This is a genomic window from Streptomyces sp. NPDC050528, from assembly GCF_044457795.1.
Classification (GTDB): Bacteria; Actinomycetota; Actinomycetes; order Streptomycetales; family Streptomycetaceae; genus Streptomyces.
This window is the reverse complement of record NZ_JBITHH010000001.1, coordinates 762,001-775,475: the sequence shown is the minus strand read 5'-3', so window position 1 is coordinate 775,475 and position 13,475 is coordinate 762,001. Positions and strand designations below refer to the sequence as shown.

Sequence of the window (13,475 nt, the reverse complement as noted above, 5' to 3'; positions counted from 1 at the left end):
CCCTCCATGAACGAACTCGTACGCCAGCACACAGCACTCGACGATTCCGACCTTGAGTGGCTGCACCTGCTGGTCTCGGAGTGGCAGCTGCTCTCCGACCTCTCCTTCGCCGACCTGGTCCTGTGGGTCCCCACCCGCGACGGCACCCGCTATGTCTCCGTCGCCCAGATGCGGCCGAACACCGGGCCCACCTCGTACCAGGACGACATGGTCGGCCACCTCGTCCCGCGCGGCCGCCGCCCCATGCTGGACGCGGCCCTGGACGAGGGCCGCATCGTCCGCGAGGGCGACCCCGAGTGGCGCGAAGAGGTCCCCGTCCGGGTCGAGTCGATTCCGGTACGACGGGACGGGCGCGTCCTGGGTGTCATCGCGCGCAACACCAATCTCCTCACCGTGCGCACCCCGAGCCGCCTCGAACTCACCTACCTCCAGAGCGCGTCGGACCTCGCGCAGATGATCGCGGCCGGTTCCTTCCCGTTCCCGAACCAGCAGGTCGACATGGACGCCTCGCCGCGCGTCGGCGACGGACTGATCCGCCTCGACGGCGACGGCATCGTGCAGTACGCCTCGCCGAACGCCCTCTCCGCGTACCACCGCATGGGCCTCGCCACCGACCTCGTAGGCCAGCCGCTGGGTACGACCACCGCCGAACTCGCCCCGACCCGGGGCCCGGTGGACGAGGCGCTCGCCAAGCTGGCGAGCGGCTGGGCGCCGCGCGAGTTCGAGATCGAGGCCCGTGACGGGGTGATCCAGTTCCGGGCGATCCCCCTCAAACCCAAGGGCACCCGCATCGGTTCCCTGGTGCTGCTGAGGGACGTCACCGAACTGCGGCGCCGCGAGCGGGAGTTGATCACCAAGGACGCGACCATCCGGGAGATCCATCACCGGGTGAAGAACAACCTCCAGACGGTCGCCGCCCTGTTGCGTCTCCAGGCCCGCCGCATCGACTCCGAGCGCGGCCGGGAGGCCCTGGAGGAGGCCGTACGCCGGGTCGGCTCGATCGCGATCGTGCACGAGACGCTGTCCCAGAACCTGGACGAGCGCGTGGAGTTCGACGAGATCGCCGACCGGGTGCTCGCGATGGTCGCCGAGATCTCCCCGGGCAAGGTCACCGGCCGGCGCAGCGGACGCTTCGGAATACTGGACGCCGAAGTGGCGACCCCGCTCTCCATGGTCCTCACCGAAATCCTCCAGAACGCCCTCGAACACGGCTTCCGTGAGGGCGAGACGGGCACGGTCGAGGTCTCCGCGGTCCGCGGCGGCACCTCGAAGGAGGCCCGCCTCCTGGTCACCGTGCAGGACGACGGCGTAGGTCTTCCCGAGGGATTCGACCCGCACCGCTCCGGCAACCTGGGCCTGCAGATCGTACGGACGCTGGTGGAGGGCGAGTTGGGCGGCACGTTCGACATGGTGGCCGGGCCGGAGCGGGGGACCCGGGTGATCCTGGACGTGCCGGTGCAGGCGCACAAGTGACGTATGTGCACACGACCTTCACACGGGCGGGCGTCAACAGCCGTACGTACTCGGGTGCTTGAACGGCTCTACGCGCGCGGACTTGGACGGCCGTACGCGCGCGCACCTGAACAGCAAAGAGCCCCGGATCAATTGCTGATCCGGGGCCAGTCGCTCGTTGCTATGCGCATCGGGGGTACTGCGCGCTGCGGCTCGGGGGCGGGAGATGCGTACTCGCTGTACGCGCCGCCAAGCTCAGGCTGTTAGCAGGGTGGGCGTCAGGCGGAGGCCTGACGGGCACGGTTGCGAGCGGCGCGGCGCTTCATGGCGCGGCGCTCGTCCTCGCTGAGACCACCCCAGACGCCGGAGTCCTGGCCGGACTCGAGCGCCCACTGCAGACACTGGTCCATAACGGGACAGCGACGGCAGACGGCCTTGGCTTCCTCGATCTGCAGCAGCGCAGGACCGGTGTTGCCGATGGGGAAGAAGAGCTCGGGGTCTTCCTCGCGGCAAACGGCGTTGTGACGCCAGTCCATGGCTGCTACCTCTCCTTGGTATTACGTGCGGGTTGCTTGTGAATGTGAACGCTTTCACGAATCCCTCAACAAGTGAAGGGCCGAACGCCAGACTCGCTGGCGGAGGTCCTGTGGATTGAAGAGGGGTTCCGGTGATCCGTGGAGGCCGGTGTTGCGGGCCGTCTCGATCGCCACGTAGAGACTCGCAAACCTCAGCGGCGGATACAACCCCTTCCGGAAAGTTTTTTTTGATTCCTCGGTGTCGACTAGGTCACAGCCGTACTTCCATGGGGTGGACCCTGGTCTAAACGTTCGAGTGAAAGGACTTCAGCCCTTTCTGCTCACACAATCACACGCAGTGCACGGCGTACGCCTGTGAACGTCACGCTCGTACGCAGTCCGAGGTGGTCGCCGTCCATCTGGAGGGGCAAGGGCACCTTCGAATGCAAGGTGAACTCGCTCAGGTCGTGCAGAGCCGCAGCATGCTTGCCATGGGGCCCGCGTTCGGGGGACGAAGTGAGCAACTGGGTGCCATACCGGGCAACCGCGGCGCTGGACAGGCGGCTGAGACCGAGTACGTCGAGGCCTTTATCGAACGACGCCTTAGGTGACGTGTACATCGGGCGATTGCCGAGATACGTCCAGGGCGAGGTGTTCGAGACTATGGCGACCACCAGATCGGTCACCGGATCCTCACCGGGCTGCTCCAGTGTGATCGTCCCGTGCCGGCGGTGCTGCTCGCCGAGGAACTGCCGGACGACCTGACGCACGTAGAGCGCATGCGTGGATTTCTTGCCCTGCTCCCGCTGCTGCTCGACCCGCCCGACCACCCCGGCGTCGAACCCGAGCCCGGCGTTGAAGGTGAACCAGCGTGAGGGCACGGCCTCGTCCTCGGTGCCGGGCGTCCCGGAGGTCAGCCCGAGGCCGACCGTGCGCTCGCGGCCCTCGCGCAGGGCGTCCAGGATGGCGCCGGTCGCCTCCACGGCGTCGTTGGGCAGGCCCAGGGCGCGGGCGAAGACATTGGTGGAGCCGCCGGGGACCACCGCGAGGCCGGGCAGGCGCTCCGGGTCGGGGCCGGTGTGCAGCAGGCCGTTGACCACCTCGTTGACCGTGCCGTCGCCGCCGAGGGCCACGACCAGATCGACGTTCCCGCTCTCCGCGGCCTGTCGGCCGAGGTCGCGCGCATGCCCCCGGTACTCGGTGGTGACCGCTTCCAGCTTCATCTCGCTCGCGAGCGCGTGGAGCAGGACGTCGCGCGTACGTGCGCTTGTGGTGGTTGCCGCCGGATTGACCACGAGAAGTGCACGCATGAGTTGCAGCGTACCTACTGGGGGGTACTCGGCCCATACCGAGGTAGGCGTTGGGTAAGAGGAGACGGCGTGAGCCTGAACACCTGGGGCCGGATCCCGAGGGCTACCCTTCTGGGGTGAGTGCTGAGCAGACCCCCGCCCCGGAGACCGACGGCCCCGACGGACCCCGCCCGCGCCGCCTGACCTACGCGGCGGTCCTCGTCGGCGTCGAGGGGCTCGCGCTGGCCGTGGCCGGAGTGTGGATGCTCGCCCTGGGGTTCACCGGCGAACCGGACGACCGGCAGCAGGCCGTGACCGGTGGCGTGACCCTCGTGGTGCTCGCGCTGCTGCCGCTGCTCGCCGCACGCGGACTGATCGGGCGGCGCGGCTGGAGCCGGGGCCCGGCCGTCATCACCCAGGTCATGGCGCTGCCCGTGGCCTACAACCTGCTCCAGGCCGACAGTGTCGCCATCCCGGCCGGCATCGCCCTCGCGGTGGTTGCCATCGCCGCGCTGGTGCTGCTGATCAACCCGGCGACGACACAGGCCCTCGGAATCCGAGGGCCTGGTCGACGAACCGAAGAGCCGAAGAGCTGACGCCTTCCGCCCGGTCCTGACTCTTTTCTGGTGGTCCTACTCCTCGACGAGGAGCTTCTCCCGCAGCTGGGCCAGCGTCCGGGCGAGCAGCCGGGACACGTGCATCTGCGAGATGCCGACCTCCTGTGCGATCTGCGACTGCGTCATGTTGCCGAAGAAGCGAAGCAGCAGGATCCGCTTCTCCCGGGGCGGCAGATCCTCCAGCAGCGGCTTGAGCGACTCGCGGTACTCGACGCCCTCCAGGGCCTCGTCGTACGCGCCGAGCGTGTCCGCGACCGCCGGGGACTCGTCGTCCGTGTCCGGGACGTCCAGGGACAGCGTGGAGTAGGCGTTCGCCGACTCCAGGCCCTCCAGGACCTCCTCCTCCGAGATGCCCAGCTTCTCGGCCAGCTCGTGGACCGTGGGGGAGCGACCGTGCCGCTGCGAGAGCTCCGCCGTCGCCGTGGTGAGCGACAGACGCAGCTCCTGGAGCCTGCGCGGGACGCGCACCGCCCAGCCCTTGTCACGGAAGTGCCGCTTGATCTCGCCGACGACTGTCGGGGTCGCGTACGTCGAGAACTCGACGCCGCGCTCCGGGTCGAAGCGGTCGACCGACTTGATCAGGCCGATGGTGGCGACCTGGGTCAGGTCGTCCAGCGGCTCACCGCGGTTGCGGAAGCGGCGCGCGAGATGCTCGACGAGCGGCAGGTGCATACGGACCAGCCGGTTGCGCAGCTCCGCGTACTCGACGCTGCCGTCCTTGAGTTCGCGCAGCTCGATGAAGAGTGCGCGCGCTCCGCTGCGGTCCTGGGGGTCGTGCCGTGTGACCTGCACGCTCTGCGTGCCCGCCACATCGTCCCGCTCGTGCTCGCTCATCGCCTGGTCCGTCGCCCCTTCCCGAGCTTTCGCCTCCTCCCCCACGCTCGACTCAGTCGGAGCGGGGGGACCCCCGGCAACGGGGGAGACCCCACCAATACGCACGGCACCGTCCTGCTCACGTTGACCGTCGTCCATCACACCGGCCTCCGAGGGTTCTTCCTCCGGGTGCGGCCGGGCCTGTTCGGGGATTCCGCCGCGTGGCACGAGGGCGCCGTCGTCCGCCGTGCGGCGGGATCCGTCCGAGCCGCCCTCGGCCGGCAGCTCCCGTGTGCCGCGCTCTTCGTCCCGCACCGGCCCGTCCCCGTTCCTCACGCCGGCCCGGGTCCCGCGCCGCGCTGTTTGTAGAGGCTGATCGAAACGGTCTTGTCCTCGTCGACTGCCGATGAGACCTTGCCCGCGAGGGCCGAGAGCACGGTCCAGGCGAAGGTGTCGCGCGAGGGGGCGTGACCGTCCGTCGTCGGGGCGGAGACGGTGACTTCGAGCGAGTCGTCCACGAGGCGGAAGACACAGCTGAGCACCGAACCCGGCACGGCCTGCTGGAGCAGGATCGCGCAGGCCTCGTCCACCGCGATGCGAAGGTCCTCGATCTCGTCGAGGGTGAAGTCCAAACGGGCCGCGAGGCCGGCCGTGGCCGTACGCAGCACCGACAGGTAGGCACCCGCAGCCGGCAGCCGGACTTCCACGAAGTCCTGGGTCGCGGGCTCGCCTGCGATCTGGGACACCCTCACCTCCAAGGTGGTACAAGCTCTTTCGGGGGCCCAGGGGTCGCCCCCCGGGGTAACGCGATACTTGGTTCAGCGGTGACGCTACCGCGCTCCGAACTTTTCTGTCCCCGGGACCCCAACCCCATGCTGTCACTCATAGTAAACCTACGGATACGCTCCGTGGCTAGGGGTCCTGCGGGCCCAATTGGGAAGAGCGCGCGCCGGGTTGACGTACCCAGACGTCAGACGGTCGAACCGTCGAAACCGGCGGTCGAATTACGGGGTCACAGGAGTACGTGGTCGACGAAGCACCAGCGCCAGCTCTCCCCGGGCTCGAACGTCCGCATCACCGGATGTCCGGAGTCCTTGTGATGAGCTGTCGCGTGACGGGCGGGCGAGGAGTCGCAGCAGGCGACATGGCCGCAGAAGAGGCACAGTCTCAGCTGCACCGGGTGGGTGCCGGCCGCCAGACACTCCAGACAGGTCTCGCTCTGGGGCCCCGGTTCCGGGAGCGGCAGCGCGTCGGCGTGCGTGCACTGTTTCATGATTGCCAGATTACGACGGCTGTGCGGTTGGCCGCGCGGAAAAACGAGGGCGGGCGAGGACGATGGACGTGATGCCACTGCTGTTGCTGGTGGCGGGGAGCGCCGTGGTGGCCGCCGCGGCCCGGCGAACCCCGGTGCCGGCACCGCTGCTGCTGGTCGCGGTCGGGCTGGTCGTCTCGTACGTCCCGGGGGTGCCCGACTACACCCTCGACCCGGACGTCGTGCTGCCGCTGCTGCTGCCCCCGCTGCTGTACACCTCGGCCACCGACAGCTCGTACCTCGACCTGAGGGCCCAAGTGCGGCCCGTGGCACTGCTGTCGGTCGGCTACGTGCTCTTCGCCACGTTCGTCGTCGGCTGGGCCGCGTACGTGATCGTGCCGGGGCTGCCGCTGACCGCCGCGCTGGTGCTGGGCGCGGTGGTGGCGCCGCCGGACGCGGTCGCGGCGACGGCGGTGGCCCGCCGGGTCGGACTGCCGTCCCGGATCACGACGATCCTCCAGGGCGAGTCCCTGCTGAACGACGCCACCGCGATCACCGCCTACAAGGTGGCCCTCGCGGCCGCGATCGGCGAGGGCGCCACCTGGGCCGGCGGCATCTGGGAGTTCCTGCTCGCGGCCGTCGGCGGGGTCGGGGTCGGGCTCCTGATGATGGTGCCGATCCACTGGCTGCGCACCCACCTCAAGGAGGCGCTGCTCCAGAACACGCTCTCCCTGCTGATCCCGTTCGTCGCCTACGGAGTCGCCGAGCAGGTGCACGCCTCCGGGGTGCTCGCGGTCGTGGTCGTGGCGCTGTATCTGGGTCACCGCGCGTGGGAGGTCGATTTCGCGACCCGCCTCCAGGAGGAGGCCGTCTGGAAGATGGTCGCCTTCGTCCTGGAGTCCGCGGTGTTCGCCCTGATCGGGCTCCAACTGCCGGTGGTTCTCAAGGGCCTTGGGGAGTACCGGGGCCTGGACGCCGCCTGGTACGCGATCGCCGTGTTCCTGGTCGTCGTCGTGGCCCGGTTCGTGTGGGTGTATCCGGCGGCCTTCATTCCCCGCCTGCTGTCCGCGCGGATCAGGGAGCGCGAGGACAGTCCCACCTGGAAGGGGGCGATGACCACCGCGTGGGCCGGCATGAGAGGCGTGGTCTCGCTGGCCATCGCCTTCTCGATCCCGCTCACGGTGCACGGCGGCGACCCGTTCCCGCAGCGCAACCTGATCCTGTTCCTGACCTTCACGACGGTCATCGGCACGCTGGTGGTGCAGGGCCTGAGCCTGCCCCCGATCATCCGCCTCCTGAAATTCCCCGGCCGCGACCAGCAGGCGGAGACGCTCGCCGAGGCCAACGCCCAGGCGCAGGCCTCCCGGGTCGCCGAAAAACGCCTGGAGGCCCTTCTGGAGGACGAACGCAACGCCCTGCCGCCTCCCCTCGCCGACCGCCTCCGCGAGGTCCTGGAGCGCCGCCGCAACGCCGTCTGGGAGCGCCTGGGTGCCACCAACCCCGTCACCGGCGAGACCGTCGACGACACCTACCGCCGCCTCTCCCGCGAGATGATCAGCGCCGAACGCTCGATGTTCGTCCGCCTCCGCGACGGCCGCTACATCGACGACGAGATGCTCCGCACCCTGCTGCGCCGCCTCGACCTGGAGGAAGCGGCGGCCTACCGGGAGGCGGCCTAGCGGTCCCGGTTTCTACGGCACCTGGAGTGCCCTGCGATTTCTGAAGTGGGCCTACGGGAACGGTCGTCCGGTGATCACCGCGGCGACCGTGCTCCCGCGCGGGAAGGCGCCTTCGTCGGCGAGGGCGACAAGTCCGTACAGCAACTTGGCGACATAGAGACGCTCTACGGGCACCCCGTGCCGGTCCTCGAAGTCCCCGGCGAAGGCGTCGAGTTCGGTGGGCACACGCGCGTAGCCCCCGAAATGGAACCGGTCGTCGAGCGACCAGTCGCCGCACCGACCACCGAAGGCCCGCTCCTGAAGACGTTCTATGTCGGCGTCCAGGAAGCCGCCCTTGAGGACCGGTATCCCCAAAGCCCGCTGGTCAGGCCCGAGTCCGGCGGCGAGCCCGGCCAGCGTGCCGCCGGTCCCGCAGGCGAGCGCGACCACATCGACGTCGGCACACGCGCGCAGCTCCTCACCCAGGGCCCGACAGCCGCGTACGGCAAGGGAGTTGCTGCCACCCTCGGGGACGACGTACGCGTCTTCCGTGTCCACCTCGCGCAGGATGCCGGCCAGCGCCTCGGGCTCGCTCTTGCGCCGGTACGTCGACCTGTCGATGAAGTGGAGGCGCATCCCGTCGGCCGCGCACCGGGCCAGGGACGGATTGAGCGCCCGGTCGGACAACTCCTGCCCGCGGACCACGCCCACGGTGTCCAGACCCAGGAGCCGACCCGCGGCGGCGGTGGCGCGCAGGTGGTTGGAGTAGGCGCCCCCGAACGTCACAACCGTCCGCCCGGCCGCCGCCGTCAGATTCGGCGCAAGCTTGCGCCACTTGTTGCCGATCAGGTCCGGGTGGATCAGATCGTCCCGCTTGAGCAGCAGCCGGACACCGCGCCGCCCGAACCGCCCGTCCACGATCTCCTCCAACGGCGAGGGGAGCCGGGGCCGCAGGTCGGCGAGGTCGGCGACGTCGGCGGGGTCGGGGCTGGTCACGGCACCATTGTGACCCGGGGCATGTGTGCCGGCCGGGGCGGCGGGGCGTTCATGTCGCCCGGGGGCCCGGTCGCCCGGATCGCCCAGGACCCCCGCGTCCCCGCCCCAGCTCCCCGGAAGCCCCACGCCTCCTCCTCCCCCCAAAAAAAGTCACTTCAGCCGGTCACGCACCCGGTCCCTGAGCCACGCCATCGTGAAGCCCCGCGGGTCCACCTTTCCGGGCTGCCACTCCAGGTGGCCGATCACCGAGCGCTCCGACCAGCCGTGGTGGCGGCAGATCGCCGCGCAGACCTTCTCGATCGTTTCCAACTGGGCCTCGGGCCAGGGGTCTTCGCCGTCTCCGAGGTTCTCGCACTCGAAGCCGTAGAAGTGCCGGTTGCCGTCGGTGTTGGCCTCGTTGTCGTGCGGCAGCGCCTTCTCGGCGATCACCGCGCGGAGCACGTCGTCGTCGCCGAGGCCCGCGTGGTTGGCGCGGCCGTAGCCGACGAGGTGGAGGGTGCCGTCTTTGGTGATGACGCCGTGGCAGAGCGGGCCGGGGAGGTCCGCGCGGCCCTCGCGGCACAACTCCACCGTGGCCGCGCTGCCCCTGGTGACCGTGTGGTGGATCATCACGCCGTGGACGGGCCCCCACGCGCCCTTGTGGTTGCGGTTGTGGTGTTCCCAGTCGCCGACCTCGACGACCTTGACGCCCTCCGCCTTCAGACCGGCCAGGAAACCGCCCGCGGACATGGGTGAGGCCATGACGCCTCCTTCGTGCTGTGCGACGGCCGCCGTTCGCGGTCGCCTGTTGTCAGTGCTTGTACTGACAACAGGGCACTTGGGCCTACTTGTTCGTACGGCGTGCGAGCCGATCCGGACACCCCGGACATCAGCCGCCACTCGAACACCATTCGACGTAAACAGCCCCCGTGCCCAGCAGTTGAAGATCCATTCCCGCTCTTTCGGGTAATACCATCGGCACGCTCCGTGAGGAAGGCTGGTGCGCGAGAACGATGCCGGGCGCACAGGTGCCGGGCATGAATGGGGAGGGCATTTCTCTATGTCGGTAGGCGAAGAGGTCCGCGCGGAGCAGAACAAGCCGCAGCAGAGTCTTGGTACGGCGGCGGCGCGGAACCTGGCCACGACCACGAAGTCCGCACCGCAGATGCAGGAGATCAGCTCGCGCTGGCTGCTGCGCACACTGCCGTGGGTGAACGTGCAAGGTGGCACATACCGGGTGAACCGACGGCTGAGTTACTCCGTGGGCGACGGCCGGGTGACATTCGTGAAGACCGGCGACCGCGTCGAGGTCATCCCCGCGGAGCTCGGCGAACTGCCCGCACTGCGGGACTACGAGGACGAGGAGGTGCTCTCGGAGCTGGCCACCCGCTGCCGGCAGCGCGAGTACGCCCCGGGGGAGGCGATCGCGTCGTTCGGCAGCCAGGCCGACGAGGTGTACCTGCTGGCGCACGGCAGGGTGGAGAAGGTCGGCACGGGCCCGTACGGCGACGACACGGTCCTCGGAGTCCTCGCCGACGGCGCCTACTTCGGCGACCAGGCACTGCTCGACCCGGAGGCCATCTGGGAGTTCACGGCCCGCGCGGACACCGCGTGCACGGTGCTGATCCTGGCCCGGGGGGACGTCGAGCAGGTCGCGGAGCGCTCCGAGACCCTGCGCGAGCACCTCACACAGCTGCGGGCGATCCCGGAGCAGCGCACCAACAAGTACGGCGAGAAGGCCATCGACCTCGCCGCGGGCCACTCCGGCGAGCCGGACATCCCGCACACGTTCGTCGACTACGACGCCCGGCCGCGCGAGTACGAACTGAGCGTGGCCCAGACCGTCCTGCGCATCCACTCGCGCGTGGCCGATCTCTACAACCAGCCGATGAACCAGACGGAGCAGCAACTCCGGCTCACCGTCGAGGCGTTGAAGGAGCGCCAGGAGCACGAACTCATCAACAACCGCGAGTTCGGCCTGCTCAACAACTGCGAGTACGACCAGCGGCTCCAGCCCCACGACGGCGTCCCCAGCCCGGACGACCTGGACGAGCTGCTCAGCAGGCGGCGCGGCACCAAGATGCTCCTCGCCCACCCGCGCGCGATCTCCGCGTTCGGCCGCGAGCTGAACAAGCGCGGCCTGGTCCCCGAGTCCATCGACGTCGGCGGCAACCGCATCCCGACCTGGCGCGGGGTGCCGATCTACCCGTGCAACAAGATCCCGGTCAGCGACCGGCGGACCACCTCGATCATCGCCATGCGTACCGGCGAGGCCGACCAGGGGGTCATCGGCCTCCAGCAGGCCGGCATCCCGGACGAGATCGAGCCGAGCCTGTCGGTGCGCTTCATGGGCATCAACGAACAGGCGGTCATCAACTACCTGGTGACGGCCTACTACTCGGCGGCGGTCCTGGTGCCGGACGCCCTCGGCGTTCTGGAGAACGTCGAGATCGGCCGCTGGAGGTGACGTTTCAGCAGCTCGACGCGGTGTTCCCGCCCGCAAGGGCGGGTACACCCCGGTCTGATGCGACCGGTCGCGGCGGAGGCGTCACCGTCCGCGGACTCTCGGAGGGGGACCCCATGGCCGAGTCGAGGGGGGAGTCCATGGCCGAGTTCAGAACGGAGACGAGACAGCACCCCGACGGGACACAGCAACCCGACGGCGCGCAGCCGCCCGACGGGCACGAGGCGGCGGTGATCCTGGAGGGGGCCAGGACGTCCGTCGACCCCGAACTGCGCGCGGCGATCGACTCGTTGCCCGGCTCGATGCGCCGGGTCGCGCTCTACCACTTCGGGTGGGAGCACGCGGACGGCACACCGGCGGCGGGCAACGCGGGCAAGGCGATCCGCCCCGCCCTCGTCCTGGCCGCCGCGACCGCGCTCGGCGGCGAGCGGTCACGGGCGAGCGCGTTGCGGGCCGCCGCGGCGGTGGAGCTGGTCCACAACTTCACGTTGCTGCACGACGACGTGATGGACCGGGACACCACCCGCAGACACCGGCCCACCGCGTGGACCGTGTTCGGCGACGCCGACGCGATCCTGGCCGGGGACGCCCTCCAGGCGCTGGCCCTGCGGCTGCTCGCCGAGGACCCGCACCCCGCGTCCGCGGCCGCCGCGGCCCGGCTCGCGGACTGCGTCGTCGAACTCTGCGAGGGCCAGCACGCGGACACCGCCATGGAGAAACGGGCCCCCACCGAGGTCACCCTCGACGAGGTGCTCGCCATGGCCGAGGCCAAGACCGGCGCGCTGCTCGGCTGCGCCTGTGCGGTGGGGGCGCTGTACGCGGGGGCGTCCGCCGAGGACGTCGAGGCACTGGACGCGTTCGGCCGCCAGGCCGGGCTCGCCTTCCAGCTGATCGACGACGTCATCGGCATATGGGGCGACCCCGGCCGCACCGGCAAACCGGCCGGCGCCGACCTCGCCGTCCGCAAGAAGTCCCTGCCCGTGGTCGCCGCCCTCACCTCGGGCACCCCGGCGGCCGTGGAACTCGCGGAACTGTACGGACTGCCGTACGAGGAAGGGGAGTTGGAGCGCACCGCGCTCGCCGTGGAGCGGGCCGGGGGCCGGGACTGGGCGCAGGCCCAGGCGGCCGACCGGATGGCGCGGGCCGTGCAGGAACTGGCCCGGGCGATCCCGGACCCGCAGGACGCGGGCGGTCTGCTGGCGCTGGCCGAGTTCGTGACCCGGCGCAGCAGTTGATGACTCCGGAGCCCCTGGTGGCCGTGCGGCCCTGACTCCGCATGGCCCCGGGCCCCGGACCGGCGGGTCCCGCGCATCCCCACGGTGCGCGGGGCCCGTTTTTTTGTGGCTCGGTTCGCCTCCGGGGCGCCAAAGCCTGTGTCCCTTCGGCTCACTCGCCCGGAAGTCCCGTTAGGCTCAACAGCCGTTCAGGTAGCGGTGGTTGAGGACTAAGGGGCGGAACATGAGCGTGGCGATACGGGCGGCGGGCGAGGGTGACAGAGAGCTGGTCGTCCGGCTGTTGGACGAGGCCTTCCAGGACGATCCGGTCAGCGGCTGGGTCTTTCCCGACGCCGAGTACCGCCGCACGACCCACCACAAACTGATGGCCGCCTTCACCGACGCCGTGCTCGCCGACGGCCGCATCGACCTCGCCGAGGACGGCGCGGCGTGCGCGCTGTGGCTGTCGGTACCGGCCGAGGCGCATGTGGCGGACGGCGAGGACGAAGCCGTAGGGCTACGGGAGTTGGTGGATCCGGACAACGAGCGGGTCGAGACGATCGCCCGGTTGATGTCGGAGTCGCATCCGGCCGGGCGGGTGCACGAGTACCTGTGGATGATCGGCGTGGCACCGGACCGACAGGGCGAGGGACTCGGCGCCGCGCTCATCCGGCACGTCCTCGACCGCTGTGACCGCGAGGGCCTGCCCGCGTACCTGGAGGCGAGCAGCGAACGCAGCACCAAGCTGTACGAGCGCCTCGGCTACACCTTCACCGACCACACCCTCGACCTGCCGGACGGCCCGCGCATGTACCCGATGTGGCGCGAGCCGAGGTCGTAGCGAGGGCGGGTGCGGGGGTCGTAGCGTGGGCTCATGTCTGAACAGGAACTCGCCACCACCCCCATCCTCCACATCACCGAGCGCGCCCTCTGGGACGAGGCCCGTGCGCGGGGGAGCTACGCGTGGTCGACCCGTGGCCGCACCCTCCAGGAGGAGGGTTTCATCCACTGCTCGACCCGCGCCCAACTCCCGCGCGTGGCAGCCTTTTTGTACGGTTCCTATGACGGCCTCGGCGAGCTGGTGGTCCTCGTCGTGGACCCGATACGGCTCGACGCACCGCTGAAGTACGAGGCGCCGGAGCCGGGTGGGGAGGAGTTCCCGCATGTGTACGGGGCGATTCCGGTGGACGCGGTGGTGGATGTGGAGGTGTGGACGGGCTGAGGCC

At 70.0% G+C, this 13,475-nt stretch carries 14 protein-coding genes; 7 read left to right on the top strand and 7 right to left on the bottom strand.

Going from position 1 to position 13,475, the window contains the following annotated elements; all coding sequences use genetic code 11:
* Positions 1 to 6 precede the first annotated feature (6 nt).
* Positions 7 to 1,473: a sensor histidine kinase gene (locus ACIBK4_RS03550; protein WP_398992934.1), complete on the top strand. Its 1,467-nt coding sequence runs from the start codon at positions 7 to 9 to the stop codon at positions 1,471 to 1,473.
* Positions 1,474 to 1,730: 257 nt separating this feature from the next.
* On the opposite strand, the gene ACIBK4_RS03545 is transcribed toward ACIBK4_RS03550, so the two are convergent.
* Both ACIBK4_RS03545 and ACIBK4_RS03540 read right to left on the bottom strand, forming a co-directional pair.
* Positions 1,731 to 1,988, bottom strand: a complete 258-nt coding sequence (locus ACIBK4_RS03545; protein WP_006142322.1) for a WhiB family transcriptional regulator — start codon at positions 1,986 to 1,988, stop codon at positions 1,731 to 1,733.
* Positions 1,989 to 2,308: 320 nt separating this feature from the next.
* The gene (locus ACIBK4_RS03540; RefSeq protein ID WP_318018745.1) at positions 2,309 to 3,277 is read right to left on the bottom strand and encodes a diacylglycerol kinase family protein; all 969 of its coding nucleotides are present in this window, start codon (positions 3,275 to 3,277) and stop codon (positions 2,309 to 2,311) included.
* Positions 3,278 to 3,393: 116 nt separating this feature from the next.
* Here ACIBK4_RS03540 and ACIBK4_RS03535 point away from each other — a divergent pair, with 116 nt between their 5' ends.
* Positions 3,394 to 3,852 carry a hypothetical protein gene (locus tag ACIBK4_RS03535; RefSeq protein WP_398991686.1) on the top strand — a complete coding sequence of 153 codons (459 nt, stop codon included), beginning with the start codon at positions 3,394 to 3,396 and terminating at the stop codon, positions 3,850 to 3,852.
* Positions 3,853 to 3,888: 36 nt separating this feature from the next.
* Here ACIBK4_RS03535 and ACIBK4_RS03530 read toward each other — a convergent pair whose 3' ends face one another.
* From ACIBK4_RS03530 to ACIBK4_RS03520, 3 genes are all read right to left on the bottom strand, one after another.
* Entirely contained in the window at positions 3,889 to 5,001 is a 1,113-nt protein-coding gene (locus tag ACIBK4_RS03530) for an RNA polymerase sigma factor SigF (RefSeq protein ID WP_398991684.1), read from the bottom strand.
* Between the two features lie 17 nt (positions 5,002 to 5,018).
* The gene (locus tag ACIBK4_RS03525) at positions 5,019 to 5,432 is read right to left on the bottom strand and encodes an anti-sigma regulatory factor (RefSeq protein ID WP_004925829.1); all 414 of its coding nucleotides are present in this window, start codon (positions 5,430 to 5,432) and stop codon (positions 5,019 to 5,021) included.
* Between the two features lie 266 nt (positions 5,433 to 5,698).
* On the bottom strand, positions 5,699 to 5,959 hold the full coding sequence (locus ACIBK4_RS03520; protein ID WP_266772430.1) for a UBP-type zinc finger domain-containing protein: 261 nt from the start codon (positions 5,957 to 5,959) through the stop codon (positions 5,699 to 5,701).
* A gap of 62 nt (positions 5,960 to 6,021) precedes the next feature.
* Here ACIBK4_RS03520 and ACIBK4_RS03515 point away from each other — a divergent pair, with 62 nt between their 5' ends.
* On the top strand, positions 6,022 to 7,617 hold the full coding sequence (locus ACIBK4_RS03515; protein ID WP_398991681.1) for a Na+/H+ antiporter: 1,596 nt from the start codon (positions 6,022 to 6,024) through the stop codon (positions 7,615 to 7,617).
* Between the two features lie 51 nt (positions 7,618 to 7,668).
* On the opposite strand, the gene ACIBK4_RS03510 is transcribed toward ACIBK4_RS03515, so the two are convergent.
* Complete coding sequence (locus tag ACIBK4_RS03510; RefSeq protein ID WP_398991679.1) at positions 7,669 to 8,592, bottom strand: 1-aminocyclopropane-1-carboxylate deaminase/D-cysteine desulfhydrase; 924 nt, start codon at positions 8,590 to 8,592, stop codon at positions 7,669 to 7,671.
* 150 nt (positions 8,593 to 8,742) lie between these two features.
* Positions 8,743 to 9,333 (bottom strand): N-acetylmuramoyl-L-alanine amidase, encoded by a 591-nt coding sequence (locus ACIBK4_RS03505; protein ID WP_398991677.1) that lies wholly within the window; start codon positions 9,331 to 9,333, stop codon positions 8,743 to 8,745.
* A 298-nt stretch (positions 9,334 to 9,631) separates the two neighbouring features.
* Here ACIBK4_RS03505 and ACIBK4_RS03500 point away from each other — a divergent pair, with 298 nt between their 5' ends.
* The 4 genes from ACIBK4_RS03500 to ACIBK4_RS03485 all read left to right on the top strand — a co-directional run bounded on the left by ACIBK4_RS03500 (position 9,632) and on the right by ACIBK4_RS03485 (position 13,471).
* Positions 9,632 to 11,038 (top strand): family 2B encapsulin nanocompartment shell protein, encoded by a 1,407-nt coding sequence (locus ACIBK4_RS03500; protein ID WP_398991676.1) that lies wholly within the window; start codon positions 9,632 to 9,634, stop codon positions 11,036 to 11,038.
* A gap of 137 nt (positions 11,039 to 11,175) precedes the next feature.
* Complete coding sequence (locus ACIBK4_RS03495; RefSeq protein ID WP_398991674.1) at positions 11,176 to 12,270, top strand: family 2 encapsulin nanocompartment cargo protein polyprenyl transferase; 1,095 nt, start codon at positions 11,176 to 11,178, stop codon at positions 12,268 to 12,270.
* 223 nt (positions 12,271 to 12,493) lie between these two features.
* A complete protein-coding gene (locus ACIBK4_RS03490; protein ID WP_398991672.1) occupies positions 12,494 to 13,090 on the top strand; it encodes a GNAT family N-acetyltransferase in 597 nt (198 codons plus the stop codon).
* A gap of 33 nt (positions 13,091 to 13,123) precedes the next feature.
* Positions 13,124 to 13,471: a DUF952 domain-containing protein gene (locus tag ACIBK4_RS03485; protein ID WP_398991670.1), complete on the top strand. Its 348-nt coding sequence runs from the start codon at positions 13,124 to 13,126 to the stop codon at positions 13,469 to 13,471.
* Positions 13,472 to 13,475 lie beyond the last annotated feature (4 nt).

Bases quoted from the DNA above. Each gene is read 5' to 3' on its own strand.
- ACIBK4_RS03550 (WP_398992934.1), top strand. From the start codon at position 7: ATGAACGAACTCGTACGCCAGCACACAGCACTCGACGATTCCGACCTT.
- ACIBK4_RS03545 (WP_006142322.1), bottom strand. From the start codon at position 1,988: ATGGACTGGCGTCACAACGCCGTTTGCCGCGAGGAAGACCCCGAGCTC.
- ACIBK4_RS03540 (WP_318018745.1), bottom strand. From the start codon at position 3,277: ATGCGTGCACTTCTCGTGGTCAATCCGGCGGCAACCACCACAAGCGCA.
- ACIBK4_RS03520 (WP_266772430.1), bottom strand. From the start codon at position 5,959: ATGAAACAGTGCACGCACGCCGACGCGCTGCCGCTCCCGGAACCGGGG.
- ACIBK4_RS03515 (WP_398991681.1), top strand. From the start codon at position 6,022: ATGGACGTGATGCCACTGCTGTTGCTGGTGGCGGGGAGCGCCGTGGTG.
- ACIBK4_RS03505 (WP_398991677.1), bottom strand. From the start codon at position 9,333: ATGGCCTCACCCATGTCCGCGGGCGGTTTCCTGGCCGGTCTGAAGGCG.
- ACIBK4_RS03500 (WP_398991676.1), top strand. From the start codon at position 9,632: ATGTCGGTAGGCGAAGAGGTCCGCGCGGAGCAGAACAAGCCGCAGCAG.
- ACIBK4_RS03495 (WP_398991674.1), top strand. From the start codon at position 11,176: ATGGCCGAGTTCAGAACGGAGACGAGACAGCACCCCGACGGGACACAG.
- ACIBK4_RS03490 (WP_398991672.1), top strand. From the start codon at position 12,494: ATGAGCGTGGCGATACGGGCGGCGGGCGAGGGTGACAGAGAGCTGGTC.
- ACIBK4_RS03485 (WP_398991670.1), top strand. From the start codon at position 13,124: ATGTCTGAACAGGAACTCGCCACCACCCCCATCCTCCACATCACCGAG.